The 18,030-nt window shown below is 33.8% G+C and carries 18 protein-coding genes; 15 read left to right on the plus strand and 3 right to left on the minus strand.

Translation table 11 applies throughout. The features are described from left to right. The first annotated feature begins 14 nt into the window (after positions 1 to 14). The 7 genes from AC1Q8M_RS05550 (at position 15) to AC1Q8M_RS05580 (ending at position 5,992) form a co-directional block, all read left to right on the plus strand. A complete protein-coding gene (locus AC1Q8M_RS05550; protein ID WP_098360753.1) occupies positions 15 to 884 on the plus strand; it encodes a LysR family transcriptional regulator in 870 nt (289 codons plus the stop codon). A gap of 120 nt (positions 885 to 1,004) precedes the next feature. Further along, on the plus strand, positions 1,005 to 1,436 hold the full coding sequence (locus AC1Q8M_RS05555; RefSeq protein ID WP_098360754.1) for an Rrf2 family transcriptional regulator: 432 nt from the start codon (positions 1,005 to 1,007) through the stop codon (positions 1,434 to 1,436). A 70-nt stretch (positions 1,437 to 1,506) separates the two neighbouring features. Continuing rightward, positions 1,507 to 2,157 (plus strand): DsbA family oxidoreductase, encoded by a 651-nt coding sequence (locus AC1Q8M_RS05560; protein WP_000216673.1) that lies wholly within the window; start codon positions 1,507 to 1,509, stop codon positions 2,155 to 2,157. A 57-nt stretch (positions 2,158 to 2,214) separates the two neighbouring features. After that, positions 2,215 to 2,817, plus strand: a complete 603-nt coding sequence (locus tag AC1Q8M_RS05565) for a nitroreductase family protein (RefSeq protein WP_047385946.1) — start codon at positions 2,215 to 2,217, stop codon at positions 2,815 to 2,817. A gap of 126 nt (positions 2,818 to 2,943) precedes the next feature. Beyond that, positions 2,944 to 3,078, plus strand: coding sequence for a hypothetical protein (locus AC1Q8M_RS05570; protein ID WP_000997346.1), 135 nt, complete (start codon positions 2,944 to 2,946; stop codon positions 3,076 to 3,078). 107 nt (positions 3,079 to 3,185) lie between these two features. After that, a complete protein-coding gene (locus tag AC1Q8M_RS05575; RefSeq protein ID WP_098360755.1) occupies positions 3,186 to 4,796 on the plus strand; it encodes an amidase family protein in 1,611 nt (536 codons plus the stop codon). Between the two features lie 182 nt (positions 4,797 to 4,978). Continuing rightward, positions 4,979 to 5,992: an AI-2E family transporter gene (locus AC1Q8M_RS05580; protein ID WP_001006602.1), complete on the plus strand. Its 1,014-nt coding sequence runs from the start codon at positions 4,979 to 4,981 to the stop codon at positions 5,990 to 5,992. 88 nt (positions 5,993 to 6,080) lie between these two features. On the opposite strand, the gene AC1Q8M_RS05585 is transcribed toward AC1Q8M_RS05580, so the two are convergent. Continuing rightward, positions 6,081 to 7,025, minus strand: coding sequence for an L-lactate dehydrogenase (locus AC1Q8M_RS05585; protein WP_000715322.1), 945 nt, complete (start codon positions 7,023 to 7,025; stop codon positions 6,081 to 6,083). A 200-nt stretch (positions 7,026 to 7,225) separates the two neighbouring features. On the opposite strand from AC1Q8M_RS05585, the gene AC1Q8M_RS05590 reads away from it, so the two are divergent. From AC1Q8M_RS05590 to AC1Q8M_RS05620, 7 genes are all read left to right on the plus strand, one after another. Then, positions 7,226 to 8,662: a flavin monoamine oxidase family protein gene (locus tag AC1Q8M_RS05590; RefSeq protein WP_098855578.1), complete on the plus strand. Its 1,437-nt coding sequence runs from the start codon at positions 7,226 to 7,228 to the stop codon at positions 8,660 to 8,662. Positions 8,663 to 8,768: 106 nt separating this feature from the next. After that, entirely contained in the window at positions 8,769 to 9,692 is a 924-nt protein-coding gene (locus AC1Q8M_RS05595) for a CobW family GTP-binding protein (RefSeq protein WP_001044943.1), read from the plus strand. Positions 9,693 to 9,954: 262 nt separating this feature from the next. After that, the gene (locus AC1Q8M_RS05600; RefSeq protein ID WP_098855577.1) at positions 9,955 to 11,172 is read left to right on the plus strand and encodes a substrate-binding domain-containing protein; all 1,218 of its coding nucleotides are present in this window, start codon (positions 9,955 to 9,957) and stop codon (positions 11,170 to 11,172) included. A gap of 89 nt (positions 11,173 to 11,261) precedes the next feature. Further along, complete coding sequence (locus tag AC1Q8M_RS05605; protein ID WP_000149328.1) at positions 11,262 to 12,035, plus strand: ABC transporter ATP-binding protein; 774 nt, start codon at positions 11,262 to 11,264, stop codon at positions 12,033 to 12,035. Beyond that, positions 12,013 to 12,714, plus strand: a complete 702-nt coding sequence (locus tag AC1Q8M_RS05610) for an ABC transporter ATP-binding protein (RefSeq protein ID WP_001196707.1) — start codon at positions 12,013 to 12,015, stop codon at positions 12,712 to 12,714. Before AC1Q8M_RS05605 ends, AC1Q8M_RS05610 begins: the two co-directional genes overlap by 23 nt. Positions 12,715 to 12,735: 21 nt before the next feature. After that, positions 12,736 to 13,596 (plus strand): branched-chain amino acid ABC transporter permease, encoded by an 861-nt coding sequence (locus AC1Q8M_RS05615; protein ID WP_000382787.1) that lies wholly within the window; start codon positions 12,736 to 12,738, stop codon positions 13,594 to 13,596. A gap of 49 nt (positions 13,597 to 13,645) precedes the next feature. After that, positions 13,646 to 14,599: a branched-chain amino acid ABC transporter permease gene (locus AC1Q8M_RS05620; RefSeq protein ID WP_002083259.1), complete on the plus strand. Its 954-nt coding sequence runs from the start codon at positions 13,646 to 13,648 to the stop codon at positions 14,597 to 14,599. Positions 14,600 to 14,692: 93 nt separating this feature from the next. Here the strand turns inward: AC1Q8M_RS05620 and AC1Q8M_RS05625 are convergent, their stop codons facing one another. Continuing rightward, positions 14,693 to 15,481, minus strand: coding sequence for a LysR family transcriptional regulator (locus AC1Q8M_RS05625; RefSeq protein ID WP_000404994.1), 789 nt, complete (start codon positions 15,479 to 15,481; stop codon positions 14,693 to 14,695). A gap of 120 nt (positions 15,482 to 15,601) precedes the next feature. Here AC1Q8M_RS05625 and AC1Q8M_RS05630 point away from each other — a divergent pair, with 120 nt between their 5' ends. After that, entirely contained in the window at positions 15,602 to 16,150 is a 549-nt protein-coding gene (locus AC1Q8M_RS05630; RefSeq protein ID WP_086422356.1) for a DUF4865 family protein, read from the plus strand. 517 nt (positions 16,151 to 16,667) lie between these two features. Here the strand turns inward: AC1Q8M_RS05630 and AC1Q8M_RS05635 are convergent. After that, complete coding sequence (locus AC1Q8M_RS05635; RefSeq protein WP_000543792.1) at positions 16,668 to 17,426, minus strand: phytanoyl-CoA dioxygenase family protein; 759 nt, start codon at positions 17,424 to 17,426, stop codon at positions 16,668 to 16,670. Between the last annotated feature and the right edge of the window lie 604 nt (positions 17,427 to 18,030).

Genomic DNA, 18,030 nt, shown 5'->3' on the forward strand with positions numbered 1-18,030 from the left:
ATAAGTGATTAGTTATGACCATTACACAACTGCAAGTATTAATAAAAACTGTTGAGTTAGGTAGTTTTACGAAAGCTGCCAGGGTATTAAATATGACGCAGCCAGCTGTTAGTCATGCGATTTCAAGTATTGAGTCAGAGTTAGGAGTTACTATTCTTATACGTGATAAACGAAAAGGGCTCCTCGTTACGGATGTAGGAAACAGGATTCTTGTACATATTAGAGAGATTTTGAACGGTGTAGAGAAGATTGAACAAGAAGTTGCGATGGAGAAAGGACACGAAGTTGGGACGATTCGAATTGGTAGTTTTCCGAGTGCTTCTGCACATTTCTTACCCAAAATGATAAACCTTTTTAAGGAGAAGTATCCGAAATTAGAAGTGGTTCTTTGTGAAGGAACGATTAAAGAAGTTGAAGATTGGTTAGTATCGAGGGTTATTGATATAGGAATTGTTATTTTGCCTAATAAAGATATGGAGATTGTTCCATTAACGAAGGGGAAAATGGTTGCTATCTTAAGAGAGGATCATTCTCTCTGTAAGAAGGACTCTATTACAATTAGTGATTTAGAGAATGAACCAATCATATTATGTAAGGGCGGATACGAACCACCTATTATTGATATGTTTAAACAAGCAAATGTACCACTTCGGGCTGAGTATGTAATTTCGACAGTTACTACAGCTTTAAATATGATTCAAGAAGGATTAGGCATTGCAATATTAGCTGAATTATCTTTAACGAATTTACCAAAAAATGTGCAAACGAGAGAATTGGAACCACAAGTATGGAGAGAAATTGCTTTAGCTGTTCCTTCATTAAAGGATTCTTCAATCGCTGTGCAGCTATTTATTGAAGAATTTCAATCGCTATTTGCAGAATAAAAAGAGGTGTCTCATATATCATAATGGGACACTTTTTAATTTACTTATAAAAAATCTATGAAAAGGATTGACTTATTTTTTTGTTGTAACTATAATGATTACATCGAGGTGGTGATTACGATGAAAATTAGTAGCCGCTTTTCCATAGCTGTTCATATTTTATCTATTTTGAAAAACAATCCATCTTCACTTTGTACTTCAGACTATATGGCTGAGAGTGTCAATACAAATCCAGTAGTCATTCGTAAAATCATGTCGTACTTGAAACAAGCTGGCTTTGTTTACGTAAATCGTGGACCGGGTGGCTCGGGATTACTAAAGGATTTACATGAAATCACATTGTTAGATGTGTATCATGCAGTGAACGTAGTCGAAGAAGACAAGCTATTTCATATTCACGCCCAACCGAATCCAGATTGTCCAATTGGGGCGAATATTCAAGCGGTGTTAGAAATTATTTTAATTCAAGCACAATCCGCGATGGAAGAAGTTTTGAGAAATATTACGATGGGGCAGTTGTTTGAAACTTTGCAAGAAAAAATGAATGCTTAAATAATATTTATATTTTTTTATCATTAATGTAACTGATTTGATTACAACGATAAGGTAAGGTGTAAAAGTTATGACTGTAAAAATGAAAGTATACTCAGATTTTATATGTCCGTTTTGTTTTTTAGCAAAAGGTCCATTAGATGAGGTAGCGAAAGAGAAAGATGTAGAGATTGAATGGATGCCATTTGAATTACGTCCAAGTCCATATTCAAAAATAGATCCATGGAATGAACCAGAAAAATTAGGTTCATGGGATGCTTTCATTCTTCCGACTGCGAAGAAATTAGGAATCGATATGCGCTTGCCACGTGTTTCACCGCACCCATATACACATTTAGCTTTCGAAGGATGTCAATTTGCAAAAGAACGTGGACTAGGTAATGAGTATCACCACCGCGTATTCACCGCATTTTTCCAAGAAGAGCAAAACATTGAAGATATTGATGTGTTAACAAAATTAGCGGTAGAAGTAGGACTTCCTGAAGCAGAATTTAAAGATGCTTTAGTAACTCGTAAATATAAGGAAAAACATCAAGAAGCAATTCAGCACGCATATGATGAAGCGAATATTATGGCTGTTCCAACTGTCATGATTGGAGATGAAGTCATTCAAGGGCTTGCTAGTAAAGAAACACTAGAAAGGGTCATTGATAAAGAAATTGAAAAGGATAAAACAAATTCATTTGAAGGTATGCAATGTAATACCGATGGATATTGCTAATTAGCTTGTTATGAAATAACAAAATAAATTATAAAACAAACATTTGGAGGAATTAAAATGTCAGCAACTACAACAAACTTAAAAGAAGCAATTGTGAACCGCCGTTCAATTCGTAAAGTAGCAAAAAACGATGCAATTACGAAAGACAGAATTGAAGAAGTGTTAAAAACAGCTTTACACGCACCAACATCTTTCAATATGCAAAGTGGTCGTATGGTTGTATTAATGGATGGAGAGCATGAAAAATTTTGGGATATCGTTAAAGAAACACTAAGAGCTCGCGTACCAGCAGAAAACTTTGAAGCGACTGTAGAAAGACTAAAAGGATTCCATGCAGGTGTAGGAACAGTTCTATTCTTTGAAGATCAAGCAACTGTACAAAAAATGCAAGAAAATGCGCCATTATATAAAGATCAGTTCCCATTCTGGTCTCATCAAGGAAATGCGATGTTACAACATACTGTGTGGATGCTATTATCTGCTGAAGGAATTGGAGCGTCATTACAACATTACAACCCAATCGTAGATGCTGAAGTGAAAGAAACTTGGAACATTCCAGCAGAGTGGAGCTTAGTAGGTCAAATGCCATTTGGTGAACCAAACGAACAACCAGCAGAAAGAACGTTCTTGCCTACTGAAGATGTAGTGAAATTTTATTAAGAAATACAATATGTAACGAGAAGGAAGCTGTGCTTAAAAACAGCTTCCTTTTTTGTAGTGGTGTTAATTTATGTGCATTTAGGGAAGAAATATAAGAAATAATCCGGTGAGAAGGGAATTAGAAAAATGAATGATGAGAAAAAATATACAGTGGTAGGTACTGATGTTGAGGAAGTAAAGCGTTTAAATAAAAATTCAGGGTTAACGTATAATCAAGTGAAAGAAATGTTAGCAAAGCAAATGCAAAAAAGAAGTAATTAGATTGAAATCTTTCATTTTTTCATTTAGCATTTTGATTGGAGAGAGTTAAGTAAAAGGTAACTCTCTTTTTCGTGTAACGAAGCACCTTATAGAGTGGAGGAAGCAACATGAAGAAATGGGTAAAGGTAACGCTGTCTATCGCTGGAGGCATTGTCTTATTAGCGTGTGCCGGCGGATATTACGTGTATAAAAATTATTTTCCAAAGGAACCTGAGCGTATTGTATATGATAAAGAAAGAGTGCTACAACCGATACATAATCAGCTTAAAGGAATCAATATAGAAAATGTAAAGATAAAAGAAAAAGAAGTCGTAAATGCGACTGTAGATGAGCTTCAAAAAATGATTGATGATGGAAAGTTGTCATATGAAGAATTAACGAGCATTTATCTCTTTAGAATACAAGAACATGATCAAAATGGAATAACATTAAATTCTGTTACAGAGATAAATCCTAATGCGATGGAAGAAGCAAGAAAGTTAGATCAAGAGCGGGGTAGAAACAAAAATTCGAATTTATATGGTATTCCTGTCGTTGTAAAAGATAATGTACAGACGGAAAAAGTGATGCCGACTAGTGCAGGAACTTATGTATTAAAAGATTGGATTGCAGATCAAGATGCAATTATTGTGAAACAGTTGAAAGAAGAAGGGGCATTTGTTTTAGGAAAAGCGAATATGTCTGAGTGGGCGAACTATTTATCTTTTACAATGCCAAGTGGATATAGTGGGAAGAAAGGACAAAATTTAAACCCGTACGGTCCGATTACATTCGATACTTCAGGATCAAGTTCAGGATCTGCTACAGTAGTTGCGGCAGATTTTGCGCCGCTTGCAATTGGAACAGAAACGACGGGATCGATTGTTGCACCAGCGGCGCAGCAATCAGTAGTTGGGTTACGTCCATCTTTAGGTATAGTAAGTAGAACAGGAATTATTCCATTAGCTGAAACTCTTGATACAGCAGGACCTATGGCAAGAACAGTAAAAGATGCAGCAACGTTATTTAATGCAATGATAGGTTATGACGAAAAAGATGTTATGACAGAAAAAATGAAAGATAAAGAAAGAATTGATTATACAAAGGATTTATCAATAGATGGATTAAAAGGGAAAAAGATAGGGCTTCTTTTTTCTGTAGACCAACAAGATGAAAATAGAAAAACAGTAGCAGAAAAAATTAGAAAAGACCTTCAAGATGCAGGTGCGATATTAGCTGATAATATCCAGTTAAGTGCTGAGGGTGTAGATAATTTGCAAACATTAGAATATGAGTTCAAGCATAATGTAAACGACTATTTTTCACAGCAAAAAAATATACCGGTAAAATCGTTAGAAGAGATTATAGCGTTTAATAAAAAGGATAGTAAAAGACGAATAAAATACGGACAAACATTAATTGAGGGGTCTGAAAAATCTGCTATAACGAAAGAAGAGTTCGAAAACGTAGTACAAACGAGTCAAGCAAATGCAAAAAAAGAGCTAGATAGGTATTTAGTAGAAAAAGGTTTGGATGCTCTAGTTATGATTAATAACGATGAAGTTCTTCTATCAGCTGTAGCTGGTTATCCGGAATTAGCGGTTCCTGCTGGATATGATAAAAATGGAGAACCAATCGGTGTAGTGTTTGTAGGGAAACAGTTTGGTGAAAGAGAGCTTTTCAATATTGGATATGCGTATGAACAGCAGTCTAAAAATAGAAAATCACCTAGTTTATAAAAAGATTATATGAAAAATAACTGGAGTCCACCGAAATATGTTGGTGGATTCCAGTTAAACGAATCTAACAATATGAAAAGAAAAAAAGGATTCTTCTTAATTAGTAAGAAAGATTGTCTATAGGAGTTCATAAAATGTAATATATTCAATTACCATCCATTGAAGGGGGAGGTTAATTCTTAATGAATGAAGTAAAGAGTTTTTTTCGAAGTAGAGGGTTTCAACGGTTTCTCGTTTTAATAATAGTAGCGCTTGTATTATATGCATTAAAAAGTATGATCAATTTAATATTAATTACGTTTATACTGACGTTTTTAATGGATCGATTTCAACGTTTTATTTCAAGGAAATTGAAAGTAAACCGGAAAATTGTTATTGCATGTTTGTATATAATACTAGTTTCCTTTATAGGCACAACGTTATATAAATATTTACCTGTGCTGACGATACAAATTTCACAATTAATTTATCAATTTAAACTATTTTTTCAAAATCCACCTGATAATGAAATCGTTAAATATGTACTTTCGACAATTAATGGGATGGAAGTATCAAAATATATAGAACAAGGTGTAGATGTTATATATCAATCAATAGCAAATATAGGGAAGGTAAGTTTACAAATATTATTATCTCTAATTTTAAGCTTATTTTTCTTATTAGAAAAAGAGCGTATTATTACATTTACATCTAAGTTTAAAGATAGTAAGTTAAAAATCTTTTATGAGGAAATTGCATATTTTGGTGAAAGATTTGCAAGATCGTTCGGAAAAGTAATTGAAGCTCAGTTTTTAATTGCCGTTGTAAATTGTATTCTTACTGTCATTGCATTAATTGTTTTAGGATTTCCACAGCTACTTGTATTAGCTGTTATGGTTTTCTTACTAGGGTTGATTCCTGTTGCAGGTGTGATTATTTCTTTGTTTCCACTTTGTATCATTGCTTACAACGTAGGCGGAGTTATGTACGTAGTATACATACTTGTGTTCATAACAGTAATCCACGCTCTTGAAAGTTATTTTTTAAATCCGAAGTTTATGTCTGCAAAAACAAATTTACCAATCTTTTATACATTTATGATTCTCATCTTCTCAGAGCATTTCCTCGGAATATGGGGGCTTATTATCGGGATACCAATCTTTATCTTTTTATTAGATGTACTTGATATAAATAATGAGGATGCGACTAAAAAATAAGAAATGATAGAAAATCATTAAAAGGTCATAGGGGATAATTAAGATAAAAAAGCAATCCAAAATAAATTGGATTGCTTTTTTATCTTAATTAAAGAACCGGAGCCATTGTTTCTTTTAATACTTGAACAGAGTGATCGAATTTTAATTCTTCTTCTTCACTTAATTCAACCTCTAAAATTTCACGAACACCGCCGCGATTTAAAACAGCAGGCACCCCGATATAAACATCTTTTTGACCATATTGACCTTCTAAGTAAGCTGATACAGTTAATACACTATTTTCGTCGTTTAAAATTGCTTTTGTAACACGTAGAAGTGACATACCGATACCATAATAAGTTGCGCCTTTACGCTCAATAATATGGTAAGCTGCATCACGGACGTTTATGAAAATTTTGTCTAAATCTTCTTGATTATACGTGTTGTCTTTTTCAAGCAGTGTTTGTAGTTTTTGGATACCAACGGAAACATGACTCCAAACAGGAAGTTCAGTATCGCCGTGTTCTCCGATAATATAAGCGTGAATGTTGTGTGGACCAATATCGAAGTACTCACCTAACATATAGCGGAAACGAGCAGAATCAAGCGTTGTACCAGAACCGATTACACGTTCTTTCGGTAAACCAGATTCTTTCCAAGTTACGTAAGTTAAAATATCTACAGGGTTTGTTGCGATTAAGAAGATGCCATCAAATCCGCTATCCATAATACTGCGAACGATTTGTTTAAAGATTTTAGCGTTTTTCTCAACTAAATCTAAACGTGTTTCGCCTGGTTTTTGTGGTAATCCAGCTGTAATAACTACAAGGTCAGCATCTTTACAATCTTCGTAGCTGCCTTTCCATACTCTAGTTGGAGCTGGTGCGAATGGAACAGCATGACTTAAATCCATTGCCTCCCCTTCAGCTTTTGCCTCATTTACATCGACTAAAACAAATTCTTCAGCTACGGCTTGGTTAATCATGCAGTAAGCATAACTACATCCAACTGCTCCTGTTCCTACTAATACAACACGGTTAATACCTTTTTTCATTTCAAAATTCCTCGCAATTTCATTGATTTTATTATGTAAGATAATACGTCTTACTTCTATAGAGTCATATCTAGTTTATTACATTTTATAAAAGATATTCAAGTATTTGAAAATGTATCCGTGCAAATCCGCGAACAAAACATAGGAATTCAGTGAACCGAATATAATTCAGTAAAATCCTTTGTAAAAGGGGAAATGGCATGGGGAACCCATTAGCAATGGAAGAAATGCTTCATATTATTCATGCAGGGCTTGTCAAAAAGAATAACCCAAAACGGATTACGATTGCAGGTGCAGGGATTTCTGGATTAGTTGCAGGTTCTTTATTAAAAGAGGCTGGGCACGAAGTAACGATTATAGAAGCAAATAACAGAATAGGTGGCAGGGTGTATACGATTCGGGAACCATTTAGTGTGGGTTTATATTTTAATGCGGGACCGATGAGAATCCCTGACACCCATAAGTTAACCTTAGCGTATATTCATAAATTTAAACTACCTTTAAACCTTTTTATAAATAAAACTTTTGCAGGTATCATTTATACGAATAACATTCAAACGAGATTGAATGTGTTTGAAAATGATCCAAGTGTACTTGAATATCCGGTTTTGGATAAAGAAAGAGGAAAAACGGCAGAAGAGCTAATGATTGAGGTATTAGAACCAATACTAAATTATATTAAGAAGGATCCTGATAAAAACTGGCTTATCGTTGAAAAAAAGTATAAAACGTATTCGCTTGGTTCATTTTTAATGGAGTATTATTCAGATGGTGCAATAGATATGATTGGGGTACTTCTTGATATGGAAGCTTATATGGGAATGTCCTTAATTGAAGTATTACGTGAAATGATTTTCTTTACTTCAACGACGAAATATTATGAAATAACTGGTGGAATGGATAAGTTATCGAATGCATTCTTACCACAATTAAGAGAACATATTTTAATGCCATATAAGGTTGATAAAATTATACAAGAAGATAATAAAGTAATGTTACAAGGAAATCATGAACAAACGTTAGAGCAATTTACAATAACAAGTGATTTTGCTATTATTACAATTCCATTTTCAGCGTTAAGATTTGTAGAAGTTCAGCCATACTATTTATTCTCTTATTTTAAAAAAAGAGCAATTCGTGAATTAAATTATATTGCTGCAACTAAAATTGCAATAGAGTTTAAAAGTAGATTTTGGGAGAAAGCGGGACAGTGTGGCGGTAAATCTATTACTGATTTACCGATACGGTTTACATACTATCCGAGTTATGGCATTCATACTCCAGGACCAGCTATCGTAATAGCAAGTTATACGTGGGCAGATGAGGCGTTAACATGGGATAGTCTCCCGCAAAGAGATCGTATTCGTTACGCATTAAAAAATTTAGCGGAAATATACGGTGACATCGTCTATAGTGAGTTTGTCACTGGAACATCTTTTAGCTGGAGTAAAAATCCGTATTCTTGCGGTGCATTTACAGCTTTCGAACCAGGCCAAGAGCTCGAGTTATTTCCGTATATTACACCACCATCTGGAAAAGTACATTTTGCAGGAGAGCATACGACATTAACACATGGATGGATGCAAGGGGCAATTGAGTCTGGAGTAAGAGTTGCATATGAAGTAAATGAACAGTGAATCTCTTATATTTACAAATGGTCATTCTTTTAATAAAATGATAAATATAAATCGTAATTATTACGCTTTGAATACATTTGAAGTAAAGAAATGGATGGTCGGTTGAATGAATAAAGTGGAGATTCATATATTAGGTGGTTTTTTAGGTAGTGGAAAATCAACATTATTACAAAATTTATTGTTAGCAGAGAAAAAGAAGAATAGAAAAGTTGCAGTATTAATGAATGAAATTGGTGAATACTCGGTAGATACAGATATTATTGGAAAAGAGAATGTTTTAAGAGAACTTCTTAAAGGATGTATTTGTTGTACATTAAAAGAAGAGCTTGAAATACAATTACATTCGTTATACCAACAAGAAAGACCAGATGTAATTTATATAGAAACGACAGGTGTTGCGCATCCAATTGAAGTGTTAGACGCGTGTGTCTCGCCAATTTTAGCTCCTTTTCTGGAAGTAAAATCAATTGTAGTCGTTTTAGATGCAGTAAGGTGGTTAAACCGAAGTATATTAAGTGCAAATGTACAACAGCTATTGCATGAACAACTGAAATTTGGTAGTCACATTCTTGTTAATAAAGCAGATTTACTAACAGATGAAGATAAGAACACAGTATTTGAAGAAGTAAAGGCAATAAATGATCATGCGAAAATGTATGAGACAAAGTATTGCAATATATCTTTAAAAGATATAGAGGAAGCAGAATTTCCAAATGATGAGGAACATGAGACACTACATGTCAAACAGCATTTACATATACAAACGATGACGTATCAATTTACGAAACCGATTGAACAAGACAAATTATATGAATGGCTTTCGAATTTACCAGATAGTATTTATCGAGTGAAAGGTTTTGTGAAATTCCATGGAGATAAATACCCTCACCTATTCCAATATTCGTTCGGAGTACCAACTTTATTAGAACAAGACTTCGGTTTCCCGACAAACTTAGTAGTAATAGGAGAAGGACTAGATAAGAAACAATTGGCTGAAGGGTTAGAGAAAGTAGAACTTAACTCTAATTAAGGGGAAAAGACTAACTTAAAAATAAGTTAGTCTTTTTGTATGGTCATTACTGAAATGAAACAGTATTTTCAATTGGATTGCAGAATATATATTGATTGTATGTCCGTTTCCATTACATAGGAAGGTGATTATATATTTGTGCCGAATGTAGAGGGTACTACAAGAGTTTTCCATTATCTATCGAATTAGTTAGTCATGATTACGGACAGGGGATTTTGGCGTGTTTGATTCTATCAGAAAGTAAAGTATGGGGAGGATCACAATGTCGATGAAAAAACGTAAGTGGCTAAAGACAATGTTTATTGGTTGTGTTTTAGGTTCGTTATTAATAACGGCAGCTTGTTCAGGAAAGAAAACAAGTACAGAGGATGAAAAAACGATTAAGGTAGGAGTCCTTGCTTCTTTAACAGGACCACTAGAATCGTATGGAAAACAAACAGTGAACGGATTTGAATTAGGGTTAGATTATGCAACTGGTGGAACTGGGAAAGTAGATGGGAAAAAGATTAAGTTTGTTGTAGAAGATACAGAAACGAAAGCGGATGTAGCAGTTAAAAAAGCTACGAAGTTATTAGAAGAAGAGAAAGTTGATTTTTTAGTTGGATCGTCTAGTTCAAGTGATACGTTAGCGGTTTTACCACTGGCTGAAGAATATGAAAAGATTATGGTTGTAGAACCGGCAGTTGCGGATAGTATTACCGGGAAGAACTGGAATAAATATATTTTTAGAACTGGAAGAAGTTCCTCACAAGATGCGATTGCAGGAGCAGCAGCAATTGCGAAAAAAGATGTAAAGATTGCGACATTTGCCCCAGATAACGCTTTTGGTCGTGAAGGGATTGCTGCATTTAAAGCGGGTGCGAAAAAATTAGGTGCGAACATTGTGAATGAGCAATACGCGGATACAAATTCAACAGATTTTACAGCGAATATTCAAAATATCATTAGTTCAAAACCAGATTATTTATTTATCGTTTGGGCAGGGGCAAATTCACCTTGGAAACAGTTGAAAGATATGAATGTGGAAGCGCAAGGTATTAAAATTTCTACAGGTGCGCCAGATATACCAGCATTAAAAACAATGGATGCATTAGTAGGTATGCAAGGTTTTTCTGTATATTATCACACACTTCCAAAAAATAAAGTGAATGATTGGCTAGTTGAAGAGCATAAAAAACGTTTTAATGGTGCAGTGCCAGATTTGTTTACAGCGGGAGGAATGTCAGCAGCAATTTCTATTGTAGAAGCCTTAAAGAAAACAAAAGGTGATACAGATGTAGATACCTTGATTAAGAAAATGGAAGGAATGGAATTTGATACACCGAAAGGAAAGATGAAGTTTAGAGAGAAGGACCACCAAGCCATGCAGATACTGTATTCTATCACATTGAAAAAGCAAGACGGTGTTGATTATCCGGTGCCAGTGTTAGAGCGAGAATTAACGATGAAAGAAACAGAACCACCAGTTCAAAATAAATAGACTGAATTTTCTGTTGTTTTTGTATAAAGAGGGGGGACCCTCTTTATACATATTTCTTTCATACTCACGGCTTTAAAGGGAGGGATTTCGTGACACATTTGCTAGAGACGAAAAATCTTAGCGTATCTTTTGGTGAACATCATGTTATTAAAGATGTAAATTTAACTGTCCAAAAAGGAAAGCTCATTTCTATTATCGGGCCAAATGGTGCGGGGAAGACAACATTATTTAATTTACTAAGTGGACAGATTTCACCCACAACAGGTGAAGTGTATTTTAAAGGGCAAGATATTACAAAACTATCAATTTCAGATCGAACACGCTTAGGAATCGGTCGCTCTTTTCAGCTTACAAACATATTCCCAGAATTAACGGTACTTGAAAATGTCCGTTTAAGTGTTCAATCATTCGTACAAGATTACTATAGTTTTTTCCCGAGTTCAGCAAAATTAAAGCAACAAGTTGGAGAGGCGAGACGTTTCTTAAAAACAGTATTACTTCACGAGAAAGAGAACGTATTAGCGAAAGATTTGGCACATGGAGAGAAAAGAAAGCTAGAACTTGCGATGTTATTAGCTTTAAAAACGGATGTGTTATTACTTGATGAGCCGACGGCAGGTATTTCGGTTGAAGAGGTCCCTGCTATATTACAAGTGATTGAAAATATTAAGAAACATCCAGAGAGCACAATTGTACTTATCGAACACAAAATGGATATGATACTAGGTTTGTCAGATCATCTTATCGTTTTATTTCATGGAGAGTTATTGGCTGAAGGATTGCCAGAAGAAATTATGAAAGATGAGCGTGTACAAAGTGCTTATTTAGGGGGATTATATAGTGGCACTATTACAAGTGAATAATATAGAAACGTATTTAGATCAGTTTCATATTTTGCAAGGAGTATCTCTTACTGTTGAGAAAGGGACGATTACTGTACTGTTTGGTAGAAACGGGGCAGGGAAAACAACGACATTACGTTCAGTGATGGGGTTTCACCGCATTGCAGATGGTGAAATTTATTATGATAGTGCAAAAGTAAGTGGATTAGCTACACATTTAATTTCAAGGAAAGGAATAGGATATGTACCAGAAAATCAAGGTATTTTTCATGATTTGACAGTAGAAGAAACATTCGCTCTTGCTAGGGGGAAAGGTGAAGAAGTAGAAGGGAAAATAGAGTGGATGCTAGAACTATTTCCGGATTTAAAGCAGTTTTGGAATAAGAAAAGTGGGCTCTTGAGCGGAGGGCAAAAGCAAATGTTGGCTATTTCAAGAGCGTTTATTAATAGTGATGGATTATTACTTATTGATGAACCGAGCAAAGGGCTATCCCCGATAATGGTGGAGAAATTAATGGTAGCTATTTTGAAGATGAAAGAGAAAACAACAGTTTTACTTGTTGAGCAAAATTTTATGATGGCTAGTCAAATTGGCGATTATTTTTACATTATGGATAACGGACGAATTGTTCATAACGGTTTTATGAATGAATTAAAAAAGGATAAGGAAATGTGTCATAAATATTTAGGAATCTCTTAACATGAATCCGAGGTGAAAAGGATGGATGTGTTAATCAATTTATTTGTAAATGGGATTTCAACAGGGATGCTCATTTTTTTGTTAGCATCAGGTCTTTCACTTATTTTCGGTCTAATGAGCGTTTTAAACTTTGCACACGGTGGTTTATTTGCATGGGGAGCATTTACAGGTGTTTGGTTATTTAATATGACAGGAAGTTATATATTAGCTTTAGTTGGAGCAGTAGCCATGGGAATGTTCCTAGGATTTATTTTAGAAAGGTTTCTTATTAGACCGGTATATGGAAATCATGTTCGACAGCTGCTCGTTACGCTTGGAGGAATGCTCGTTCTTAGTGAGTGTATTAAAATATTTTGGGGGCCAAACCCTATTAGTGCAAAATTACCGTTATGGTTACAAGGAAGTTTTACATTCGGAGGTATTATATTAATTAAATATCGTCTATTTGTTATTTTGATTGGGATAATTATTTACATTGCACTACTACTATTACTCAAAAAGACGAAGATAGGTCTTATGATCCGTGCAGGTGTAATGGATAAAGAAATGGTTCAAGCGCTTGGTATTAATGTAAAAGCGATATTTTCTTTCGTCTTTTTATTAGGGGCAGGGATGGCAGCTTTGGGAGGATTCTTATTAGCACCGTATTCGGGCGTTATTTTCGCCGAGATGGGCATGCAGTATGCAATTTTAGCATTTATAGTAGTAATTATCGGTGGATTAGGAAGCGTACAAGGTTCAGCTATTGCTTCTTTAATTGTCGGATTAGCTGGTGCTTTTACAGCGTATTTTATACCAGATTTATCACTTGCAATTAATATGTTAATGTTACTATTTTTCTTAATAGTGAAGCCAACTGGACTTGTTGGTGAAAAGGGGTGAAATGGTGAACAACACATCGGACCGAATTAAAGTATACTTCGGAGTATGTATGCTCATTTGTTTAAGTGTATTTCCGTTCGTAAATGATTCACGGAGCCTGTTAATTTTGTTCACTCAAATCTTCATCTTTGCTATTTTTGCAATGAGTTTTGATGTATTGCTTGGGTATACAGGAATTGTATCGTTCGGTCATTGTATGTTCTTTGGGATAGGAGCATATGGGGTAGCGCTTTTATTTGATCGACAAGGCGTATCAATAACGAACTTTTTAATTGGAATAGTAGCTGCAATTATCGTTTCAGCAATCGTTAGTTATATAATTGGTTTGCTTTCTTTACGATTGAAAAGTCATTTTTATGCAATGTTAACACTTGCTATTTCACAGTTGTTTTTCGTACTTGCTGAAAAATGGCGTGGGCTTACTCACGGAGGAGATGGTTTTACATTTGGGGTACCAGAAATATTCCGTGATCGTTTTACTTTTTATTATGTATCACTTGTATGTTTATGCTTCATTTTTATTCTATTACGTCTTTTTACAAAGTCTTCTATTGGGAAAGTATTAAAGGCAATTTCACAAAATGAACAACGTGTTGAGGCACTTGGATATAAAGTCCTCCATTATAAAATAATCGCAAGTGTAGTCGCAGGAATAGTAGCTGCAATTAGCGGTGGTTTATTTGTTATTACATTGCGCTTTGTCAATACGACTGTATTTTCAATTGAAATGACACTAAATGCACTCTTAATGACAATGATTGGAGGAGTGGGAACATTAATTGGAGCTATTGCTGGGTCTGGGATTATTGAATCACTAAAATATTATTTATCAGAACTAGCGACGGAATATCCGATTTTTGAAAGATGGACGATTATTCTAGGTTTATTGTATATTATCGTGCTACTCGTTTTTCCGAAAGGATTGGTTGGGACGGTTAAGAAATTGAAGAGTTTTAAAAGGAATAAAAAGGAGAAAAGTACAGAAGTGGAGCAAAACGTGTGAAAAATCAATTGTATACAAAATAAAAATCCCTCTTTTATATTCGTTAAAGAGGGATTTTTATTTTGAAAAAAGTTTGTAATCAAAGTCATTTTATTAATCAAATAGTTCATCAGGGATATGCTTTATAAAGGTTTGATTCGTAAAAAAATGAACAGCTAAATTCTCAAGGGGAACATCTTCAATTATTACTAATGTATCATTTTTAATCGGTAAAAAAGCTATTCCTTTTCCATCAGCAATAAACTCTTCCATAAGCGAATAAGAATCCAACTGTTGAAGTTGTCGCTGAGATAGATTGTTTTCTTTTAGAAATTGTATTGTCTTATTCCTAAAAGGGCACTTTTTGTCATTGCTAACGAAGAAAATTTCTTTTGAATAATCAATGGTACATTTTTCTTTCGCTTTTAATAAGCCTACAGAAATTGAGGTTGTGAACACTTTTTTAAACGATGCGTCAGGATAATCCTCATAAGTTATGACCATATCAACTTTTTGTTGCTGCAGTAATTTTTGCAAATGACTACTACTTTCTACATATATTTGATAATTTCTGAAATTTACTTTAATACGCTTACTTAAATAATTTGTCAAAATAGATTGTGACGTCGCTATTATATAAGAAGAACCACTCGTTTTAATTTCATCTTTTACTTCTTCTAATAGAGTTAATATTTTATTCGTGTAATCTAATAAAATGTCACCAGCAGGTAACAAGGAAACACCTTTGTTATCTCTATGTAGTAAAGGCGTTTCTAATTCTTGTTCTAATTTTTTGATTCGCTCAGTTACGTTCGGTTGAACATATCCTAACTCTTTAGCAGCTTTACTAATAGAACCCTCACTGGCCACAGTTTTGAATATAATAAGATCATTTATTTCCATGTATCTCAGCCCCTTATGCACTATCATTATAAATGATACCAAACATAATTTATACCTATTTTACGTTAGCTACTTATCGATTTATCATAATGTATATAAGATTGAAAGCGAGTGATAAACATGATTGGAATGCAATATAAGGTCATTTTGCCAAAGGATTATGACATGGAAATTATTAAGAAAAGGGTAAAGGATAATGGCTATAAAACTGATGGTTTCCAAGAACTAAATTTTAAAGCTTATTTAATTACGGAAACGGAGAAAGACGGGAATTTGTATAACTGCTATGCACCTTTATATATTTGGAATGGTCATGAAGGGATGAATAAATTTATCTTTGAAGGGTATTACGATAACATTTTACAATCTTTTGGATGGCAACAAATACATATAGGTGTTCCATTAGTGGTTAATCTAAGTGATGGATTTAAGAAAAGTAGATATGTTGTTGAATATGCAGGAAGTATTTCTCAAAGTAAAACACTGATTGGGACTCAATTAAGCACTATGAATGAAGATGTACAAAACAACGAAAAGTGTTTAGGGAATGTAATCGTTTATAATCCGGATAAATGGGGATATAGTAGGTTTGAGTTTTATGAAGAGAAGCCTGATATTGTAGTGAATAAGGGTGTTACAGTATATGAGATTTTACACATTTCACGATGAAATTTTGTTGTATATTAAAAATAAGAAAAGGAATGAAAGTCTATGCCTTTTGTGAAGATTTATTATCCTGAAAATAAATTAAAACAAAGAAGAGCTGAAAAAGATAAGTGAATGTAGCCTATATAAATGTAACTACAGCTAAAACCTCTGAAGATGTGACGTAAAGTAAGCGATATCTACAGTGGAGATGGTTTTTCTATTTTTTTAATCATAACTTACAGAATTATTCTTTTGAATAAGACGTCTTTCACCAGTGTTAATTGGTTCAATATCTTATAAAATAATGTATAGTAAATTAAAAACTAAAAGTGGAGTAAACATATGGACAAAAATCGGAGTTGAAAATGGAATATTATAAGGTTAGTTTTATAAAAATGAAGACTATAGTTCTATTATTGTTAGTGAATTCTAAATAGTAAATTACATTTTAGCTTACTGAACATGTGATAATCCCCATGCCCAGTAAGCTAAAAAAATTATAAATTTGTACATCAAAATTCCGGGCGTTTTGTAAGGTTTACACCAACCCCACTTTATGGAAGCCTATTAATCGTTTACGTCTATTGTCTGCTCTAGCCAATACATGCTCAGGAACCCTATAATTTAAGAGGGGATAAAATGACTGAGAAATATAAGATTTACTATAAACAACTTGCTGTACGATTCTTGGTTTTTGATTAAGGTTTAAACCGCCACGGTGCCAAACCTGATTGTTAAAAATTAGACAATCACCAGCTTTTGCTTTAAAAGTCACGGGTTTTTTTCCATTATAAACAGGGAGTTCTTGTTTAGTGTCTGGAAATTTACCGCTTCTATGGCTACCAGGAACTAATTGTGTAGGTCCCATATCTTCCTCAACATCCGCGAGATAGTATAGACAGTTGACAATAAATACTGGCATTTGAATATTATTATCCCAATCAACATTTTTTGGAAGTGGGAAAAACATTTCATCATCAATTAAATCGATATGCCATTGATCTATTCCTGTTCTTCTAGGGGTCTTAATTGCATTCATACTACGCAAATGACAATTATCCCCTAAAATTGCTTCGACTAAATTAATAACTGGAGGCAAATCGATTAAATTTTCAAAGACTTCACCACGTTCGAACATCATACCACGAAAAATAGGAGCGTACCCATTCCTTGGACCTCGAAAAGCTTCTTCAACCCCGGTATTCAATAAATTGATTTGGTCTTCATTTAGAACATTACTCATAAAAACAAAGCCATCACTATGAAATTGTTTCACTTTATCACTTAGATCATGCATAAAATATATCCCCCTGAATCCTAGAGTTTTTTATAATTTCCTATTGCTGAAGATAATTATTAGATAAAAAATTCACTTTACTGTTCAATAAAAACTAATATAACAGTACGAAAAAATGCAACCGATTGCATTTTGGAGGGGAGGAAGGTTTATTTAGAAAAAACATATTCTATCATCTCCGCCTCTTGGATGAAAGTGTTTTCATTCCACCTTCGGTAATTAGTCTAACATTATTTTTGGTAAAAATAAACAAGAGTAGTAACTTCAATTGTTTATTTTTCGAGTTTGATTTTTTTGAAAAGTATGTTTGATGAAGTAACAGGCAGTAAATATTATGAAAATATCTTGATTTATAAGCTTTTTGTATATTTTTCACAAAAAAATAATAGTAAAGAAGTTAATGTAGAAGTAGATATTGAATTATTATTAGAATATTTAATTTATTTATCAGGTTGCGTTTTGTTTTGTTGGATAATTCATAATTAGATAAAAATAGTCAAAAAATGTATTTACAATTTATAGTAATAGGTTTATAATCCATAACTGTGCAAACGTTTTCTTTTATGGTTTGAATTTTAAGAATCAATAAAATATTTGCTTAGTA

It is taken from the genome of Bacillus sp. GW823-FHT06A10, assembly GCF_058795375.1.

Coding starts and splice junctions, on each gene's coding strand:
- AC1Q8M_RS05550 (WP_098360753.1), top strand. CDS start 15: ATGACCATTACACAACTGCAAGTATTAATAAAAACTGTTGAGTTAGGT.
- AC1Q8M_RS05555 (WP_098360754.1), top strand. CDS start 1,005: ATGAAAATTAGTAGCCGCTTTTCCATAGCTGTTCATATTTTATCTATT.
- AC1Q8M_RS05560 (WP_000216673.1), top strand. CDS start 1,507: ATGACTGTAAAAATGAAAGTATACTCAGATTTTATATGTCCGTTTTGT.
- AC1Q8M_RS05565 (WP_047385946.1), top strand. CDS start 2,215: ATGTCAGCAACTACAACAAACTTAAAAGAAGCAATTGTGAACCGCCGT.
- AC1Q8M_RS05570 (WP_000997346.1), top strand. CDS start 2,944: ATGAATGATGAGAAAAAATATACAGTGGTAGGTACTGATGTTGAGGAA.
- AC1Q8M_RS05575 (WP_098360755.1), top strand. CDS start 3,186: ATGAAGAAATGGGTAAAGGTAACGCTGTCTATCGCTGGAGGCATTGTC.
- AC1Q8M_RS05580 (WP_001006602.1), top strand. CDS start 4,979: ATGAATGAAGTAAAGAGTTTTTTTCGAAGTAGAGGGTTTCAACGGTTT.
- AC1Q8M_RS05585 (WP_000715322.1), bottom strand. CDS start 7,025: ATGAAAAAAGGTATTAACCGTGTTGTATTAGTAGGAACAGGAGCAGTT.
- AC1Q8M_RS05590 (WP_098855578.1), top strand. CDS start 7,226: ATGGGGAACCCATTAGCAATGGAAGAAATGCTTCATATTATTCATGCA.
- AC1Q8M_RS05595 (WP_001044943.1), top strand. CDS start 8,769: ATGAATAAAGTGGAGATTCATATATTAGGTGGTTTTTTAGGTAGTGGA.
- AC1Q8M_RS05600 (WP_098855577.1), top strand. CDS start 9,955: ATGTCGATGAAAAAACGTAAGTGGCTAAAGACAATGTTTATTGGTTGT.
- AC1Q8M_RS05615 (WP_000382787.1), top strand. CDS start 12,736: ATGGATGTGTTAATCAATTTATTTGTAAATGGGATTTCAACAGGGATG.
- AC1Q8M_RS05620 (WP_002083259.1), top strand. CDS start 13,646: ATGCTCATTTGTTTAAGTGTATTTCCGTTCGTAAATGATTCACGGAGC.
- AC1Q8M_RS05625 (WP_000404994.1), bottom strand. CDS start 15,481: ATGGAAATAAATGATCTTATTATATTCAAAACTGTGGCCAGTGAGGGT.
- AC1Q8M_RS05630 (WP_086422356.1), top strand. CDS start 15,602: ATGATTGGAATGCAATATAAGGTCATTTTGCCAAAGGATTATGACATG.
- AC1Q8M_RS05635 (WP_000543792.1), bottom strand. CDS start 17,426: ATGCATGATCTAAGTGATAAAGTGAAACAATTTCATAGTGATGGCTTT.